The 16927-nt window shown below is 33.4% G+C and carries 16 protein-coding genes; 10 read left to right on the forward strand and 6 right to left on the reverse strand.

The window, feature by feature from the left end; genetic code table 11:
• The first annotated feature begins 155 nt into the window (after nucleotides 1-155).
• The 4 genes from leuS to LPB248_RS13355 all read left to right on the forward strand — a co-directional run bounded on the left by leuS (nucleotide 156) and on the right by LPB248_RS13355 (nucleotide 5250).
• Nucleotides 156-3020, forward strand: coding sequence for a leucine--tRNA ligase (gene leuS, locus LPB248_RS13340; RefSeq protein ID WP_177211879.1), 2865 nt, complete (start codon nucleotides 156-158; stop codon nucleotides 3018-3020).
• Nucleotides 3021-3343: 323 nt separating this feature from the next.
• Entirely contained in the window at nucleotides 3344-4192 is an 849-nt protein-coding gene (locus tag LPB248_RS13345) for an alpha/beta fold hydrolase (protein ID WP_177211880.1), read from the forward strand.
• A 1-nt stretch (nucleotide 4193) separates the two neighbouring features.
• A complete protein-coding gene (locus LPB248_RS13350; protein WP_177211881.1) occupies nucleotides 4194-4667 on the forward strand; it encodes an RNA polymerase sigma factor in 474 nt (157 codons plus the stop codon).
• Nucleotides 4654-5250 carry a hypothetical protein gene (locus LPB248_RS13355; protein ID WP_177211882.1) on the forward strand — a complete coding sequence of 199 codons (597 nt, stop codon included), beginning with the start codon at nucleotides 4654-4656 and terminating at the stop codon, nucleotides 5248-5250. The genes LPB248_RS13350 and LPB248_RS13355 overlap by 14 nt, the downstream gene beginning before the upstream one ends.
• Before the next feature lie 72 nt (nucleotides 5251-5322).
• Here the strand turns inward: LPB248_RS13355 and LPB248_RS13360 are convergent, their stop codons facing one another.
• A complete protein-coding gene (locus tag LPB248_RS13360; RefSeq protein WP_177211883.1) occupies nucleotides 5323-5721 on the reverse strand; it encodes an MmpS family transport accessory protein in 399 nt (132 codons plus the stop codon).
• Between the two features lie 166 nt (nucleotides 5722-5887).
• On the opposite strand from LPB248_RS13360, the gene LPB248_RS13365 reads away from it, so the two are divergent.
• From LPB248_RS13365 to LPB248_RS13375, 3 genes are all read left to right on the forward strand, one after another.
• A complete protein-coding gene (locus LPB248_RS13365) occupies nucleotides 5888-7900 on the forward strand; it encodes a sensor histidine kinase (RefSeq protein ID WP_177211884.1) in 2013 nt (670 codons plus the stop codon).
• A complete protein-coding gene (locus LPB248_RS13370; protein WP_239452955.1) occupies nucleotides 7890-8519 on the forward strand; it encodes a response regulator in 630 nt (209 codons plus the stop codon). Before LPB248_RS13365 ends, LPB248_RS13370 begins: the two co-directional genes overlap by 11 nt.
• A gap of 102 nt (nucleotides 8520-8621) precedes the next feature.
• The gene (locus LPB248_RS13375; protein ID WP_095928287.1) at nucleotides 8622-9308 is read left to right on the forward strand and encodes a zinc metallopeptidase; all 687 of its coding nucleotides are present in this window, start codon (nucleotides 8622-8624) and stop codon (nucleotides 9306-9308) included.
• A 196-nt stretch (nucleotides 9309-9504) separates the two neighbouring features.
• On the opposite strand, the gene LPB248_RS13380 is transcribed toward LPB248_RS13375, so the two are convergent.
• The 3 genes from LPB248_RS13380 to LPB248_RS13390 all read right to left on the reverse strand — a co-directional run bounded on the left by LPB248_RS13380 (nucleotide 9505) and on the right by LPB248_RS13390 (nucleotide 11650).
• A complete protein-coding gene (locus tag LPB248_RS13380; RefSeq protein WP_095928286.1) occupies nucleotides 9505-9975 on the reverse strand; it encodes an Lrp/AsnC family transcriptional regulator in 471 nt (156 codons plus the stop codon).
• 242 nt (nucleotides 9976-10217) lie between these two features.
• On the reverse strand, nucleotides 10218-10967 hold the full coding sequence (locus tag LPB248_RS13385; RefSeq protein WP_110347507.1) for a uroporphyrinogen-III synthase: 750 nt from the start codon (nucleotides 10965-10967) through the stop codon (nucleotides 10218-10220).
• Between the two features lie 14 nt (nucleotides 10968-10981).
• Entirely contained in the window at nucleotides 10982-11650 is a 669-nt protein-coding gene (locus LPB248_RS13390) for a DUF4271 domain-containing protein (protein WP_177211885.1), read from the reverse strand.
• Nucleotides 11651-11757: 107 nt separating this feature from the next.
• Between LPB248_RS13390 and LPB248_RS13395 the strand changes: the two genes are divergently transcribed.
• Genes LPB248_RS13395 through LPB248_RS13405 form a run of 3 tightly spaced genes read left to right on the forward strand, consistent with a single transcriptional unit; the run spans nucleotide 11758 to nucleotide 14332 of the window.
• Nucleotides 11758-12483 carry a polyprenol monophosphomannose synthase gene (locus LPB248_RS13395; protein WP_177211886.1) on the forward strand — a complete coding sequence of 242 codons (726 nt, stop codon included), beginning with the start codon at nucleotides 11758-11760 and terminating at the stop codon, nucleotides 12481-12483.
• Between the two features lie 10 nt (nucleotides 12484-12493).
• Nucleotides 12494-13834 carry a dihydroorotase gene (locus LPB248_RS13400; RefSeq protein ID WP_177211887.1) on the forward strand — a complete coding sequence of 447 codons (1341 nt, stop codon included), beginning with the start codon at nucleotides 12494-12496 and terminating at the stop codon, nucleotides 13832-13834.
• 9 nt (nucleotides 13835-13843) lie between these two features.
• Nucleotides 13844-14332: a DUF4296 domain-containing protein gene (locus LPB248_RS13405; protein WP_177211888.1), complete on the forward strand. Its 489-nt coding sequence runs from the start codon at nucleotides 13844-13846 to the stop codon at nucleotides 14330-14332.
• Here the strand turns inward: LPB248_RS13405 and LPB248_RS13410 are convergent.
• Both LPB248_RS13410 and LPB248_RS13415 read right to left on the reverse strand, forming a co-directional pair.
• On the reverse strand, nucleotides 14327-15328 hold the full coding sequence (locus LPB248_RS13410) for an NAD-dependent epimerase/dehydratase family protein (RefSeq protein WP_177211889.1): 1002 nt from the start codon (nucleotides 15326-15328) through the stop codon (nucleotides 14327-14329). The genes LPB248_RS13405 and LPB248_RS13410 overlap by 6 nt on opposite strands.
• 283 nt (nucleotides 15329-15611) lie before the next feature.
• Complete coding sequence (locus tag LPB248_RS13415; protein ID WP_177211890.1) at nucleotides 15612-16847, reverse strand: outer membrane beta-barrel protein; 1236 nt, start codon at nucleotides 16845-16847, stop codon at nucleotides 15612-15614.
• Between the last annotated feature and the right edge of the window lie 80 nt (nucleotides 16848-16927).

A 16927-nucleotide genomic window follows, 5' to 3' on the forward strand; every position in this document is an offset into this window, starting at 1 on the left:
GTATTTTTACGTAATTAAAAATACGTATTTTGTTATTTTATTTGTTTGTCAGTGAAATAGCTTTGCTACAATCCGCAATAAATGTAAATTTGCGGCTTAATTAATTTAGTGAAAAGCTTAGAACCTTAGTAACTTAGAATCTTAGTCACTTAGAAATGAAGTACAATCCAAACGAAATTGAAGCCAAATGGCAAAAATATTGGGCAGAAAATCAAACTTTTGCAGCAAAGAACAACTCTGAAAAACCGAAACATTATGTTCTCGACATGTTTCCTTATCCATCTGGAGCAGGATTACACGTTGGGCACCCGCTGGGTTATATAGCTTCAGATGTGTATTCTCGTTTCAAAAGACATCAAGGTTTCAATGTTTTGCATCCAATGGGGTACGATAGTTTCGGATTGCCTGCAGAACAATATGCGATTCAGACAGGACAGCGTCCAGAAGATACAACGCGTGTAAATATTGACGGTGGAGTAGACAAAGAAGGAAAACAAATTGCGGGTTATAGAAAACAGTTAGATAAAATCGGATTCTCATTTGATTGGGCTCGTGAAGTGCGTACATCAAATCCTGATTATTATAAGCACACACAATGGATTTTTATCCAATTGTTCAATTCTTGGTATTGCAGAAAACAAGGAAAAGCATTTGATATTTCAGAGCTTGTAATTGTTTTTGAAGAAAGTGGAAATGCATTGGTTGAAGCAGTTTGCGATGATAATGTTGCGATTTTTACTGCTGACGAATGGAATTCTTATTCTGAAGAACAAAAAGAGAAAATCTTGTTGCAATACAGAATGACGTATTTGGCAGAAACTGAAGTAAACTGGTGTCCAGGCTTAGGAACTGTTTTAGCGAATGACGAAATTGTAAACGGAGTTTCAGAACGTGGAGGCTTTCCTGTTATAAGAAAAAAAATGACACAATGGAGTATGCGAATTTCTGCTTATGCCGAACGCTTGCTTCAAGGTTTAAATGATATCGATTGGAGTGAGTCAATTAAAGAATCTCAAAGAAACTGGATCGGGAAATCGGTTGGGGCTTTGGTAACTTTTAATGTGAAAAATCATGATGAGGTAATCGAGGTTTTCACTACTCGTCCTGATACTATTTTTGGAGTTACTTTTATGACTTTGGCGCCAGAACATGATTTGGTAGCTAAAATTACAACTCCAGAACAAAAAGAAGCGGTTGAAGCGTATATCGAAAAAACAGCAAAACGTTCAGAGCGCGAGCGTATGGCCGATGTAAAAACCATTTCAGGAGTTTTCACTGGAGCTTATGCTGAACATCCTTTTACAAAAGAAGCTATTCCGGTTTGGATTGGTGATTATGTTTTGGCTGGTTACGGAACTGGTGCAGTAATGGCGGTTCCTTGTGGAGACGAAAGAGATTATGCTTTTGCTAATTTCTTTAAAGGTCAGAACGGAATGCAGGAAATCAAAAATATCTTCGCAAATGTTGATATTTCTGAAGCTGCTTACGGATCAAAAGACAACGTTGAAATCACAGCTTCTGATTTCTTAAACGGATTAAATTATAAAGACGCGACAGCAAAAGCAATTTATAAATTAGAAGAAATCGGACAAGGAAAAGGAAAAACAAATTACCGTTTGCGTGATGCGGTTTTCTCTCGTCAGCGTTATTGGGGAGAACCTTTCCCAGTTTATTATGTAAATGGATTGCCAAAAATGATTGACACACAGCATTTGCCAATTATTTTACCAGAAGTAGAGAAATATTTACCAACTGAAGACGGTTTGCCACCATTAGGAAATGCAGCAGTTTGGGCTTGGGATACAAAACAAAATAAAGTTGTCAATACAGATTTAGTTGACAATGTTTCCATTTTTCCTTTAGAATTGAACACTATGCCAGGATGGGCGGGAAGTTCATGGTACTGGATGCGTTATATGGATGCGCACAACGAAAATGAATTTGCAAGTAAAGAAGCATTGGCTTACTGGGAAAATGTAGATTTATATATTGGAGGAAGCGAACACGCTACAGGTCACTTATTATATTCTCGTTTCTGGAACAAATTCTTAAAAGACAAAGGTTTTGCTCCAACTGAAGAACCATTCAAAAAACTGATTAATCAGGGAATGATTTTAGGAACGACGGCTTATGTTTACAGATTGGAAGGAACAAATACTTTTGTATCTAAGAATAAAATTGAAGGTCAAAATGTACAGCCAATTCGTGTTGATGTTCATTTTGTAAATTCTTCTGATGAGTTAAATATCGAAAAGTTCAAAGCTTGGAGAGAAGATTTCAATACAGCAGAATTTATTTTTGATGAAAACGGAAAATACATTGTAGGACGCGAGGTTGAAAAAATGTCGAAATCATACTATAATGTGGTAACTCCAGATGATATCTGCGCAGAATACGGTGCTGATACATTGCGTTTATACGAAATGTTCTTAGGTCCATTAGAGCAGGCAAAACCTTGGAATACTGCTGGGATTTCTGGTGTATTTGGTTTCTTGAAAAAATTATGGAGATTGTATTTTGATGATAATGGCTTAATCGTAAACAACGACGAACCAACAAAAGACAACTTAAAATCATTGCACAAAACAATCAAAAAAGTGGCTGAGGACATTGAGAATTTCTCTTTCAATACTTCAGTTTCTCAGTTTATGATTTGTGTAAACGAATTGTCTTCTCAAAACTGTCATTCAAGAGCGATCTTAGAGCCATTAGCAATTTTGGTTTCACCGTACGCGCCTCACATTGCAGAAGAATTATGGGAACAGTTAGGACATACAACTTCAATCTCAGAAGTTTCTTTCCCTGCTTTTGAGGCAAAACATTTAGTGGAGACGAATAAAGAATATCCAGTTTCTTTCAACGGAAAAATGCGTTTCACAATCGAATTGCCTTTGGATTTAACCGCTGCGCAAATCGAGGAAATCGTAATGAAAGACGAAAGAACACAAAAACACTTAGACGGAAGAACACCAAATAAAGTGATTATCGTTCCTGGGAAAATTATCAACCTTGTAGGGTAATAATTTTAAAATTTCAATATAAAAAATTCCAAATTCCAAATTCCAATTTTACGATTGGGGTTTGGGATTTTTTTTATTTTTTTTTTCGCCACGAATTCACGAATTATTTTTGATAATCTTTGAGAATAAAAATAATTCGTGAATTCGTGGCGGAAAACCTAGCGTTCTTTGCGTAAACCTTTGCGCCCTTTGCGGTTAAAAACTCCACAAACATTAGAATTAGTAATTTTCTCATAAAAAAAATAATCTGAGTTGTAACATTTTAATAGTTGTCGTATCAAAAGCATGGATCCGATTTAATTAGCAACTTAAAACTATTAAAAATGAAAAAGTATATCATCTTAATTATCGCATTCTTATTCTCAGCATTATGTCTAAATGTTTTCGGACAAACAAAACAATTTCCGTTTGAAGTTTTAAAAACTGGAAATGGAGATCAATCTATTATATTTATTCCGGGTTTTGCATCTTCTGGAGATGTTTGGAATGAAACCAAAGCCGCATTCGAAAATAATTTTACCTGTTATACACTAACAATGGCTGGTTTTGCAGGGAGAAAAGCACAGCCAAATGCTTCGTTTGAAAACTGGAAAAACGGAATTGCTAATTATATCAAAGAAAATAATATTGAAAAACCAATCTTAATTGGTCATAGTATGGGAGGTGGACTTGCGCTTGCTATTGCGGCAGATTATCCAGATTTGATTAGTAAAATTGTGGTGGTAGATGCGCTTCCTTGTTTAGCTGCTTTAAATGATCCTGCTTTTAAATCAAAAATAAATAATGACTGCTCTTCAACAGTAAATCAAATGACAGGAATGAGCAATGATCAGTTTTATGATATGCAAAAAAAGACCATGCCAAGACTTTTAGCAGATGCATCTAAGCTTGATATGGTGGTAGATTGGAGTGTAAAATCAGACAGAACAACTTTTGGGCAGATGTATTGTGATTTTTTCAATATCGATTTAAGAGAAAAAATCGCACAAATTAAATGTCCAGCTTTAATTCTTTTAGAATCTTATTTTATAAATTTAAAACCAGCAATTGAAGATCAGTACAAAAATTTAAAAACGGCAAATTTTCAGTATGCAACAAATGGTCTGCATTTTATTATGTACGATGATACCGCTTGGTACATGGAGCAGTTAAATAATTTTATTAAAGTTTAAAATGAAATTCGAAGAAATCTACAAAACATATTGGGACAGAATTTTTAGGCTTTGCATGGGATTTGTAAATGATTATGACGCCGCTCAAGATTTAACACAAGAAACTTTTATAATTGTCTGGCAGAAGTTGGAAACTTTTAGAAATGAATCTTCTATTGGAACTTGGATCTTTAGAATAGCTTCCAATAATTGTTTGAGACAGATAGAAAAACAAAAGCGTTTCCCAAAATCAGAACTGCCAATTCATCTTTCAGAAGATAAACAAACCTCATTAGAACCTCAGATTCAATTCTTATATAAATGTATTGCTGAGCTTCCAGAAACCGATCGTATCATTATTTCGTTAGAGTTAGAAGATATTAAACAAACCGAAATTGCTAAAATCGTCGGACTTTCTGAAGCCAATGTTAGAGTGAAAATTCATAGAATTAAAGAAAAACTGACTCAAAAATTTAAAGAAAATGGACAACGATAATAATATAGATTTTAAAGATTTATGGAAAAAACAATCCGTAAGTCAGCCAGACATGACCGATTTGCTGGCACGAATAAATAAGTTTAAGAAAACAAGTTTGCGTTGTTTATGGCTTACCAATATTCTGCTTTTAGCAACCTGTGCTTTTATTGCCTTTATTTGGTTTTATTATCAGCCACAATTTATTTCAACTAAAATCGGAATTGTTTTGGTGATTTTAGCAATGTTGATTTATTTGATGGTTTACAACAAATTATTAGGCAATTATAAAAATATAGAAGCAAATCAAACCAATCAAGAATATTTGCAAAATCTGATTTTAATTAAAAAGAAACAAAACTTCATGCAGACAAAACTGATGACTTTGTATTTTATTCTATTAACCGTTGGAATTTGTCTTTATATGTATGAGTATGCGAGTAAAATGACTCCTTTGATGGCAATTTTAATATATGGAATCACATTATTTTGGATGTTGTTTAACTGGTTTTACATTCATCCAAAACAAACCAAAAAACAGCAAGAGAAAATTAATAATCTAATTGAAAAATTTGAAGAGGTCAACAATCAGTTAGAATCATAAAAAAAGAAGCTTCGCAATTGCGAAGCTTTCTTTTACCAAAAACAAAAATCTAAAATTTTAAATTTCTATAAATTATTGCGGGAAGATGAAATTACCAGGAATTGCGACGATTGTTCCATCAGCTTTTGCTTTAGCAGTCGTTTCCTGTTCTACTTTTCCTCCAACGTAAATTTTTACAGTTAAAGTTTGATCAACAACACCTCCATGACCTGAAGCTTGTACTCCTGCACCGACAGTATTTGCAGAGGCAGTAAATTCTTTAGTCCAAGGTAATTTGGTAATATCTACACTTTGTGCAGCATTTCCAGATTCCATATAAACTGCATCGATCTGTCCAGAAAAGTTTCCAGTTATTTCGTATTTAACGTCTCTTGAGTTATTCCCTCCTTTATTATCATCATCACTGCTGCAAGAAACTGCTGTAAAAGCAAGAGTCATTACAATTGCTAAGGTTTTCAAAATTGATTTCATAGTATATATTTAATTAATAGTAAGATCTACAACAAAATTAGACCCTTAACTACGGGGGAACAATACCTGATAAAATGTATTTTTTATTACCTGATATCAGGTAAAAGCAAGCGTTTTCTTTTCGAAAGTCATTAAGCTTTAATAACTTTGAGTAAATGCCACATTTATGAAGAAAATCTACGCCTTATTATTTTTTTTATTTTTTACCGCAATTTCCAATTCACAAGTAATTCTTTCATTAGATGATGATACTGTTTACATTGACAGTATTGTTAAAATCACAAAAAACACAAAATTCGATAGTGTCAAATGCTTAAATAGTTTTAGGTTGTCAAAATTGTTTTTGATGGCGCAGGATGCTAAAAAATCTAAAGAATATCTTGAGCAGGCAAATAAACTTAAAGCCAAATTTCCTTTTCTAAAAGATGCTTCTATTTTTTATAATGCCTACAGTTTTATAGAAAAAGGCGATTTGGAAGGTTTTGAAAAAACCTTGCTAGATGCCAATGCTAAACTTAAAAAATACCGCAATAAAGAAGCTTATAAACTTCGTGCTGTGATACTGCAGAATTATGGTATAATGCAACAGCGAAAAAATAATGAGAATGCTTATATGAAATTGCTGATAAATGAAGCGATTCCTATTGCTAAAAGAAGTGGTGATTATGAATTAATCAGCGCTTTAAATAAAGCAGTTGCCATTATTTTTATGAATAATGAGGAACGCGAAAAAGCAGCTGAATACCTCGATCAGGCACAGAAATATATAGAAAGCGCTACCAAGAAATCTGCAACTTTAGCTGAGTCTAAGATGGAAACTTATATTATTAATGCAGAAAACTTAGTTGAACTCAAACATTTTTACGACGCCAAAGAAATTCTAGACAAAGCTTATGAGACTTTAGAAAAATATCCAGAATCTAATTTGAATGATTCTTATTTTTATTCGGAAGGACTTTATTATGCCAAACAAAATAAACATGATGAAGCATTAGTGAGTTTTGAAAAAGGAATTAAATCTGCAGAAAATCATAGTAATGCTATTGCGGTAAACAGATTGAAATTTGCAGAATATGAAGTGCTTTTTAAATTGAAAAATTATGGCAAAGCCAAAAGTAATCTGGAATATCTGATCGAAAAAACGCCTTTTATTGTAGATAAAAAGAATTATTACAAAGAGCTGTCTAAAGTTTATAATGCTACAAAAGAATATCCGAAAGCATATTATTATTCGAACAAATACAATGTTATAAATGATAGTTTAAACGATGCTAAACTGAAAAGTGAAATTGTAGAGCTTGAAGCAAAATATAAAAAAGCAGAAAGTGAAAAGAAAATAGGTCTGTTGCAGTCGGAGAATGAGAAAGCAGTTCTTCAGGTTAATAATAATCGTTTGAATATGATGCTTTTTGCTGTGCTTTCATTTGTTCTGTTTCTGACGGTTTTGTTTTTATGGAGCTGGAATAATTATCAGAAAAAAATAAGTTTTCAGAAAGAAGTAAATCATAAACAGGAACTCGAGGCATTAGAAAATCAGCAGAAATTATCGATTTCAAATGCTTTGATTGAAGGAGAAGAGATAGAGCGTAAAAGGATTGCAAGAGATCTTCACGACGGACTCGGAAGTATGCTTTCGGGTCTTAAAATGCATTTGAATCTGCCTGATCGTGAGAAGAATGATAATGCGTCTAATATAAATGGCATGCTGAATGATTCCATTAAAGAACTTCGTAATATTTCTCAGAATTTAATGCCCGAAAGCTTGATGAAATTAGGTCTCGAGCATGCACTTAGAGATTTGTGCGCTTCACATTCAACAGACGAAACAACAATTGAATTTCAGTATTTGATTAAAAAAACAACCTTGCCGCAGCATTTTAAAATCATGATTTTTAGAATCATTCAAGAACTTTTAAATAATGCTTTAAAATATGCCAAAGCTTCTCAGATTCTGGTTTCTTGTTCGCAGAATAAAGATGTATTTTTTATTACTGTAGAAGACAATGGAGTCGGCTTTAATGTGGGCCATGCAGAAAAAAGAGATGGAATGGGCTTGAGAAACATTAAAAATCGCGTGGCTTTTTTAAATGGAAAATTAGAAATTGATTCGGTTTTGGATAAAGGAACGTCGACTTATATTGAACTAAAATATAACCCAAATCATGATTATGAAGTATAAAACGGTAATAGTAGACGATCATCCGATTGTGATTTCTGGAATTTCAGGTTTGCTGTCGGATTTAGATAACATAGAAATTGTAGAAAAATTTGAATCGGGAATTGCGCTTTTAGATTATATCGAAGACAATAAAGTTGATTTGATTTTAATGGATATTTTTCTTCCCGTTATAAATGGAGTTGATCTGTGTAAAACAATCAAGCAGAAGCATCCTAAAATTGTAATTATAGGTATGAGCAGCCAGTCTGAAAGAAGTTTGGTTATGCAGTTTATTCAGAATGGAGGAAACGGATATATTCTTAAAAACGCCTCTTTTGATGAGTTTAAAGAATGTATTTACAAAGCTATTGATGGCGAAATTGTTTTTAGCGAAGAAGTAAAAACCATAATCAGCCAGCCTTTGTCGGAAGATTTGGAAAGAATTCCAGGTTTAAGCCGAAGAGAGCGTGATATTGCTTTATTGTTATCGCAAGGAAAATCGACTCAGGAAATAGCCGACGATTTGTTTTTAAGTTTTTTAACCGTTCAAACCCACCGACGAAATATTCTTCAGAAGTATAAAATGAAGAATGTGGCAGAATTAATTGCTTTTTTGCTCAAAAATAACATGCTGAATTAAGTCAAAAGTGGTAAAATGATGTCAAAATGACATTTTGTTAAAGTGGTTCACAATTTGCAGTTTGTTTTGTAAATTTAAAAATCAATCTAAAAACACAAAAAAATGGGATCAGGATATTTAATTATTGCTGGAGCTATCATGTTGTTCAGCTGGCTGGTTAGCTCGCAGCTGAAAAGTAAATTTGAATTGTATTCGAAATTGCAATTACGAAACGGAATGAGCGGAAGAGAAATTGCTGAAAAAATGCTTGCCGATAACGGAATTACAGATGTTCGTGTGATTTCAACGCCAGGTCAGTTAACAGATCATTATAACCCTTCAGATAAAACAGTAAATTTAAGTGAAGCAGTTTATAACCATCGTAATGCAGCGGCAGCAGCTGTTGCGGCGCACGAATGCGGTCACGCCGTGCAGCATGCAATTGGTTACGAATGGCTTACAATGCGTTCTAAGCTTGTGCCGATCGTAAGCGTCGCTTCAAATTATGTACAATGGATTTTAATTGCAGGAATTTTAATGATTAAAGTTTTTCCTGGATTATTGTTAATCGGAATTATCATTTTCGCGGCAACAACTTTGTTCTCTGTAATTACACTTCCGGTAGAATATGATGCAAGTAATCGTGCTTTAGCTTGGTTAGAAAACAAACATATGCTTACGCAAGAAGAACAAGCTGGAGCAAAAGATGCTTTAAAATGGGCGGCAAGAACTTACGTGGTAGCGGCAATAGGTTCTATTGCAACGTTGCTATACTATATCTCAATTTATTCTGGAAGCAGAAGGAATTAATTCGTTAATTGAGATAATTAGTCAATTAGATAATTTATAACAAACCCGACAGTTTTAAAAAAAACTGTCGGGTTTTATTTTATGATAACTTTGCAATTAGTTGTTGCGCTGAGCGAAGTCGAAGCTTTTAATTTTGAATTACTTAATTATCAAATTATCAAATTGGCACATTATCAAATTGGCACATTCTCTAATTCTAAAGCTGTATCTGTCTATCAATCTGCTGATCTAACGAGATAAAAGTTTCAGTTCTGGAAACTCCTTCAATTGCTTGGATTTTGTTATTTAAAAGCTGCATTAAATGCTCGTTGTCACGACAGATAATTTTAATCAAAACAGACCAGTTTCCTGTTGTATAATGACATTCTAAAACTTCTGGAATCTTGCGAAGTTCTTTTACGGCTTCAGAGTTTCTAGAGGCTTTATCCAAATAAACTCCCACAAATGCCATTGTATTATACCCCAAAACTTTTGGGTTTACAGTAAACTTAGAGCCGGAGATTACGCCAGATTGCTCTAGCTTTTTTAATCTTTGGTGAATTGCGGCTCCAGAAATTCCGATTTTATTAGCGATTTGCAAAATTGGTTTTCGGGCATCTTCCATTAGGTATCGAAGGATTTCCTTGTCGATTCCGTCAATTTCAATTAAGAGGGAGTTGATTTTCATAACTTACAATTTGAAACTATTTTTTGTGATTTGGGTTTTGAATAGAAATCAAATGTAGTTAAAATGAAGGGAAAATAAAATTCCAATTTTCAATTCTCAAATCCTAGATCCCAGATTTCAAAACATAACCCGTAGTTTCAACCACAGGAAATGTATAGAATAACTTCTAAAAACAAAAATTCCAAATTTCAAGCTATTCACTTGGAATTTGGAATTTTAAAAATTGAATATTTTAAAAAGGATTATTTCCCTTTGTTTGCTTCTGCAACGTATTTCTCTAAAGCCATTGTCATAGAAGGCGTTTCAGGAGTTGGAGCAAGAATATCAATTCTTAAACCATGATCAAGAGCCTCTTTTTGCGTTGTGCTTCCGAATACGGCGATTCTGGTGTTGTTTTGTTTAAAATCTGGGAAATTTTTAAACAATGATTTAATTCCTGTCGGACTGAAAAAAGCTAAGACATCATAATAAACATCTGCTAAATCAGATAAATCACTCATTACAGTTCTGTAGAAAATTGCTTGTGCCCAATCTACTTTTAGACCGTTTAATGTAACAGGAGCATCTGCATTTAATTGGTCAGATGCAGGAAGTAAAAACTTCTCGTCTTTGTACTTCTTAATTAGCGGAGATAAATCTGCAAAATCTTTTGCTCCAACGTAAATCTTACGTTTTCTGTACACAACATACTTTTGAAGGTAAAACGCAACAGCCTCAGATTGACAAAAATACTTCAACCCTTCAGGAACTTTGTAACGCATTTCATCAGCCACTCTAAAAAAATGATCTACAGCATTTCTACTTGTTAAAATGATCGCAGTGTAATGATTAAGATCGATTTTTTGTAATCGAATCTCTTTTGCGCTAACCCCTTCTACATGAATAAATGGTCTGAAATCAATTTTTATTTTGTGTTTTTGTTGGAGCTCAAAGTAAGGAGAATTCTCCACTTTAGGTTCAGGCTGTGACACCAAAATTGTTTTCACTTTCATATTATAAATATTTTCTAAGCACTCCCTTTTGTTACCCAATAATAGAGAAAATAATAAGGGGCTATTTCAAGAGCGCAAAGATACAAAATAAAATAAAATAACTTGCCGATAATTACGTTTTGATACGTTTTAATTGAAATAAAGTAAGAGTATACGCTAATACACAGCGAAATGCCTATGATTGCTAGCGGTATAATTTGCGGAATATTGTTGTAATAGAACAAAACAGCATTGATTGGAAGGATTAAAACGCCAATATAAGTTCTGTACGTTACTTTTTGTAAGTTAAAAAGCTCTACAAATTCGTCAATATTGAAGGAAGTGGCTACAATTTTTTCGATTAAATACTTTCCTAAAATGAAATAAAGCAGAAAAGTGGCAATCTGAATAAATAAAACCCAGTCAGTTTTTGAAGCGTGGCCAAAAATATTCAACGTAAGCAGGATAAAAAATGCAAACGATACAATCTGCACAAAAAATAAACCAACCGTAAAGCTGTTTTTCATGTGGCTGTTGTCTCGATAAATCTTGGCGTATTTATCAGAAAAAATAAGTTTACTAAATTCACTAAATCTTGTTTCGTAAGCCGATTTTGTCATGGCAACAACAGCAAAGGTCAGCACAAATAAAAGTGTTGCCCAGTCTTTGTTTTCAAGAATTCGAGGGTGTAATTGTTCAATCATAGCCTTGCAAAATTAGTAATTTTTTGATGCAATACTTTTATTATATATTTATTATGAATCAAATGCTATAAAAAGTTTACTTTTGCGGTGAAATTACCGAGAAAAAAATGAATGATAGTATTGTCATAATTCCCACTTATAACGAAATTGAAAATATAGAAAGTATAGTTAGAGCTGTACTTTCGCAGCATAAACCTTTTCATTTGCTGATTATCGATGATAATTCTCCTGATCATACTGCAAAAAAAGTGATGGCATTACAGGAAGAATATCCAGGAAAACTTTTTTTAGAACAAAGAGCAAAAAAATCAGGATTGGGAACTGCGTATGTTCATGGCTTTAAATGGGCTTTGGAGCGTGACTACCAATTTATTTTTGAGATGGATGCCGATTTTTCGCATAACCCAAATGATTTAGAAAAATTATACGATGCCTGCCATTTTGGTGGAGCAGATCTTGCAATTGGATCTCGTTATGTAAAAGGGGTAAATGTAGTGAACTGGCCATTAAGCCGAGTTCTGATGTCTTATTTTGCTTCTGTTTATGTGAAATTTATCACTGGAATGAAAATTCACGACGCCACTGCAGGTTTTGTTTGTTACAAAAGAGAAGTTCTGGAGAAAATCAATTTAAATGAAATAAAGTTTGTCGGGTACGCGTTTCAAATTGAAATGAAGTACAGAACGTACTGTGCTAAATTTCAAATTACCGAAGTCCCAATTATTTTTACTGATAGAACAAAAGGAGTTTCTAAAATGAGTAATGCTATTATTAAAGAAGCTATTCTTGGGGTGATTTCACTTAGATTAAGAAAATTAGTCAATTCATTATAAACCAACCGAAATGAACAGGATTTTAATAAAAAATGCCAAAATTGTAAACGAAGGGACAATTTTTGAAGGTGATGTTTTAATTGAAAACGATTTGATTGTTGAAATTGCAGACAGCATTTCATTAAAAACTTCAGATTGTATCGTAATCGACGCTGAAGGAAATTATTTAATGCCGGGCGCAATAGACGATCAAGTGCATTTTAGAGAGCCAGGATTAACCCACAAAGGTGATATCGAATCGGAATCTCGTGCAGCTGTTGCGGGAGGAATTACTTCTTTTATCGAACAGCCGAATACAGTTCCGAATGCGGTTACTCAGGAAATTTTAGAAGATAAATATCAGATTGCATCAAAAAAATCATTTGCGAATTACTCGTTTATGATGGGTGCAACAAACGATAATTTGGAAGAAGTTTTAAAAACAAATCCAAAAAATGTTGCGGGAATCAAGATTTTCTTAGGTTCATCTACGGGAAATATGTTGGTAGATAATGAAGCGGTTTTAGAAAAGATATTCTCAAGCACTCCAATGTTAATTGCGGTTCACTGCGAAGACGAAACTACGATTAAAAATAATCTTGCGGCTTTTAAAGAACAGTACGGAGATGATGTTCCTGTAACGGCACACAATTTAATTAGAAGCGCAGAAGCTTGTTATATTTCTTCGTCAAAAGCGGTAGCTTTAGCAAAAAGAACTGGTGCAAGATTGCATATTTTCCATCTTTCAACTGCGAAAGAAATGGAGTTGTTTACTAATAAAATTCCTTTAGAAGATAAAAAAATCACTGCTGAGGTTTGTGTACATCATCTTTGGTTTACGGATGAAGATTATAAAACAAAAGGAAATTTCATTAAATGGAATCCTGCGGTTAAAACAGCCGAAGATCGCGCTGAACTTTGGAAAGCTTTAAATGACGGAAGAATTGACGTAATTGCAACAGATCACGCTCCGCATACAAAAGAAGAAAAACAGCAGTCTTACTTAAACGCTCCTTCTGGAGGTCCGTTGGTACAGCACGCTGTTGTGGCAATGTTTGAAGCGCATCATCAAGGAAAAATTAGTGTGGAGAAAATCGTGGAGAAAATGTGCCACAATCCGGCTAAGATTTTCAAAATAGAAAAAAGAGGTTTTATTAGAGAAGGTTACCACGCCGATTTAGTAATCGTTAATCCAAGTCTGCCTTGGAGTGTGAAACCAGAAAATATTTTATACAAATGCGGATGGTCTCCGTTTGAAGGTTATACTTTCAAATCTAGAATTACGCATACTTTTGTAAACGGAGAATTGGTATATAATAATTTCAAAGTAAAAGATACAAGAGCTGGAAAAAGATTATTGTTTGACAGATAAAAAAAGACGATGAAGAATTTTATAGTAATACTATTGGTTTTGTTTCTTTCTGTAAGCTGTAAAAAAGAGGTGGTAAAACAGCCTGCAAAGCTTATAGAGAAAGATAAGATGATCGATATTATGTATGATTTATCTCTTTTGGAAGCAATGAGATATCAGAAACCATTGTCTTTAGATTCAATAGATAACGATCCAACGAGGTTTATTTTGAAAAAATACAAAGTAGACAGTCTTCAATTTGCGCAGAACAATATGTATTATGCTTCGGATTATGATCGTTATAAAGACATGTTTGATGAGGTAAATAAAAGAATTGCTGTAAACCAGAGAGCAGCAGATTCATTAGCTAAAATTGATGAAAAGAAAGCGGCTAAAGCAAATAAAAATAAGCCCAAAGAAATGAAAGAGGTTTCGAAGGATTCAGTTCACAAAAGAATTCCGAAAGTCAACATCGATTCAATTAAAATGGCACAAAGAAAGCACAGAAGAGATTTATAATTTAGAGCTTTCTAAAATATATTTATGAATATCAGTAAAAACCGTTCCTAGAGCGGTTTTTATTTTTTCATTACTATACAGATTCTTTGAGTACGAAGCCTTTGCAGTTGCTTTTGTAATGCTTCTTTTTCTGAAAAATAAAGTAGCAAATATTCCGTCAGCCATCCATAATACATTCATTAAAAAAGGTGTAGCATGAATATGAGGCCTTTTTGCTTTTAAAGCATCAGCAACGGTGTTTAAAAGATCTTTGAAAACAATATTGTCTGTGATGAGTGTAAAGCGTTTATTTTTTATATCGCTTCTCATTAGTTCGTAACTGGTTTTTACCACATCATCAACAGTGATAAAACCTGTACTTCCTAGCGTGTAGAACGAAAGTCCTTTAGAAACTTTACGATAAATCTCGCTGCTGCCTTCATCAAAAATATCCATCATTTTTATCGGACCCAAAATTACTCCTGGATTTACAATAATAACATTTAATCCTTCTTGATGCCCGCGCCAAACTTCCATTTCGGCACCATATTTAGAAATGGCGTAATCGCTATGCGGTTTTTCAGGATTCCAGTCTGTTTCTTCGGTAATATGTGTTTCGTGAGGTGCGATATCTCCTAAAGCAGCAATCGAACTGATATAGCAAAACTTTTCTGTTTCTTTGGCAATCGCAAAATTGACCATATTTGCAGTTCCTTCAATATTAGTTTTTCTCAGGATTTCTTCGTCTTTCGGATCAAATGAAATAAATGCTGCGCAGTGATATACTTGTTTAATTTCGATAAAAGCAGTTTCAAGCGAAGGTATGTCTAGAATGTCGGCTTCAAGCCAATTGATTTTTTCAAACAGATCTGTTTTTTTATAAAAATCAAAAACCGACTTTGTTTTCTGGATACTCTTTTCGGTTCTATAAATTGCCCGAACATTTTCTCCATTTTCTATTAAATGAAGCAATAAATGTGAGCCTACCAAACCTGTTCCGCCAGTTACTAATATCATGTTGTAAAGATAAGTTTTTGTTGGAAAGGTGCAAAGTTGCAGAGGGACAAAGTTGCAAAGGTTTTTTTCTTTTTGCTGCAAAGGCGCTGAGACGCAAAGTTTTTGCTTTTTTGTGTGAAGGCTTAGCGTAAATTTTATAGAAACAAAAAACTTTGCCACTTAGTGGCAGATTTTTTTGTTATCGCCATTGATTGTATTTACGTAAATTATTTAAAAAGCTAAAGCAACGGACAAATGTTTATCCATTGCTTTAGTATCTTTTTGTGAAGTTTCGATTTGTGTATTAGAAGATAGTATATGCAAATACCAAATCAATGGCTTTATACTCAACAGAAATGGTGTTGTAATCCGTTAATAGCTGTTTTTTGGTGTTTGTTCTAATCTCAGCACTGAATTTGTTTTTAAAGCTGTAACCTACTCCAAAAGCGAAATTAGATCCCGATTTACTTTCAAGTTCTGCATTTTTATCAAAAGATAAACTTGCTTTACCATTTATATCAAAAGAGTAAGCGGCATTTATGAAAACTTTTGAATTGTTATTGATAAGAAAATAATAACGCAATCCGATCGGAACCTGGATACTGGAGTATTTAATCTCTATATTACGAGTTATAGAAGGAGATCCCGCAAAAAGACCTGGTCTGCTATATTGCTTAGTGGTTTCGTATTTTTGATAAGCCGGGTTTAAAAAGATGCTCCATTTGTTATTATTAAAAGGAAGAAGATATTCTGCTTCCAAGCCTATTTTTAAATTAGTATTGCTATCTAAATTTACATCTATTGACGGACTGTCTCCATCATTCATAGATCCTGAGATAAAACTAAGCTCAGGTGTTATTTTTAAATGAAAATGACCTTCACTAGATTTAGATAGTACACCGCTTTTTGTTTTGTTGTCGGTATTATTGTATTTTAGAAAGTATCTGGTAAGATCAGATTTTTTATATTTTAGATTCGTAATCTCACTATCGGCTGTATTGGCTGATCTTACATTGTTATTTAATTGCTGTTTGTAGTAATCATTTTCTCTTAATTCTCCAGTTGATTTATCTCCTTTTGTCAAAGTGTATTTTAAATATGTAAGTTGTTCTAATGGAATGCTCTTTGTTTCGTAAAAATATCGGATAAGATTTCCGTCAGTATACGAGTACAGTGTTGCTTCTCCCTGAACTAATAATCTTAGAAGGAGAGTATTTTCTTCCCATACAGGTTGTCCAGTTTCTGATAGTTTGTCTAAATTGTCACTGGAACGATCCATTTTTACTTTGGCTCTTTTGAAAGTTACAGTATTGTCGATACCAAATTCCTGAACATTAGCAATGGTTTCTGTTTTGGAATCATTGTCGCCAATCTGGGACTTATATTTGAAATCGGTTGGATTGTTTTTCCAATCTAAGTTTCGGATGAAACATTCTGTTCGTATTCCATTGTTGGAAATAAAGTATCCTTTTTCAAAAGAAACCTGTGCATTGCTCAAGGTGCAATAAAGAAAAAGAATAAGTAAAAAAGTTTTTTTCATTTTGGTAGTTTTTGGTGGGCGAATCTAAAGAAAAAATAAAATAGATTTTTACGTGTTTCCGTAAATAGATTTTTTTATCC

The organism is Flavobacterium sp. LPB0248 (assembly GCF_013388355.1).
Classification (GTDB): Bacteria; Bacteroidota; Bacteroidia; order Flavobacteriales; family Flavobacteriaceae; genus Flavobacterium.

Excerpts from the sequence above, each read along its gene's own strand:
- leuS (WP_177211879.1), top strand. The coding sequence starts at position 156 with ATGAAGTACAATCCAAACGAAATTGAAGCCAAATGGCAAAAATATTGG.
- LPB248_RS13345 (WP_177211880.1), top strand. The coding sequence starts at position 3,344 with ATGAAAAAGTATATCATCTTAATTATCGCATTCTTATTCTCAGCATTA.
- LPB248_RS13350 (WP_177211881.1), top strand. The coding sequence starts at position 4,194 with ATGAAATTCGAAGAAATCTACAAAACATATTGGGACAGAATTTTTAGG.
- LPB248_RS13355 (WP_177211882.1), top strand. The coding sequence starts at position 4,654 with ATGGACAACGATAATAATATAGATTTTAAAGATTTATGGAAAAAACAA.
- LPB248_RS13360 (WP_177211883.1), bottom strand. The coding sequence starts at position 5,721 with ATGAAATCAATTTTGAAAACCTTAGCAATTGTAATGACTCTTGCTTTT.
- LPB248_RS13365 (WP_177211884.1), top strand. The coding sequence starts at position 5,888 with ATGAAGAAAATCTACGCCTTATTATTTTTTTTATTTTTTACCGCAATT.
- LPB248_RS13370 (WP_239452955.1), top strand. The coding sequence starts at position 7,890 with ATGAAGTATAAAACGGTAATAGTAGACGATCATCCGATTGTGATTTCT.
- LPB248_RS13375 (WP_095928287.1), top strand. The coding sequence starts at position 8,622 with ATGGGATCAGGATATTTAATTATTGCTGGAGCTATCATGTTGTTCAGC.
- LPB248_RS13380 (WP_095928286.1), bottom strand. The coding sequence starts at position 9,975 with ATGAAAATCAACTCCCTCTTAATTGAAATTGACGGAATCGACAAGGAA.
- LPB248_RS13385 (WP_110347507.1), bottom strand. The coding sequence starts at position 10,967 with ATGAAAGTGAAAACAATTTTGGTGTCACAGCCTGAACCTAAAGTGGAG.
- LPB248_RS13390 (WP_177211885.1), bottom strand. The coding sequence starts at position 11,650 with ATGATTGAACAATTACACCCTCGAATTCTTGAAAACAAAGACTGGGCA.
- LPB248_RS13395 (WP_177211886.1), top strand. The coding sequence starts at position 11,758 with ATGAATGATAGTATTGTCATAATTCCCACTTATAACGAAATTGAAAAT.
- LPB248_RS13400 (WP_177211887.1), top strand. The coding sequence starts at position 12,494 with ATGAACAGGATTTTAATAAAAAATGCCAAAATTGTAAACGAAGGGACA.
- LPB248_RS13405 (WP_177211888.1), top strand. The coding sequence starts at position 13,844 with ATGAAGAATTTTATAGTAATACTATTGGTTTTGTTTCTTTCTGTAAGC.
- LPB248_RS13410 (WP_177211889.1), bottom strand. The coding sequence starts at position 15,328 with ATGATATTAGTAACTGGCGGAACAGGTTTGGTAGGCTCACATTTATTG.
- LPB248_RS13415 (WP_177211890.1), bottom strand. The coding sequence starts at position 16,847 with ATGAAAAAAACTTTTTTACTTATTCTTTTTCTTTATTGCACCTTGAGC.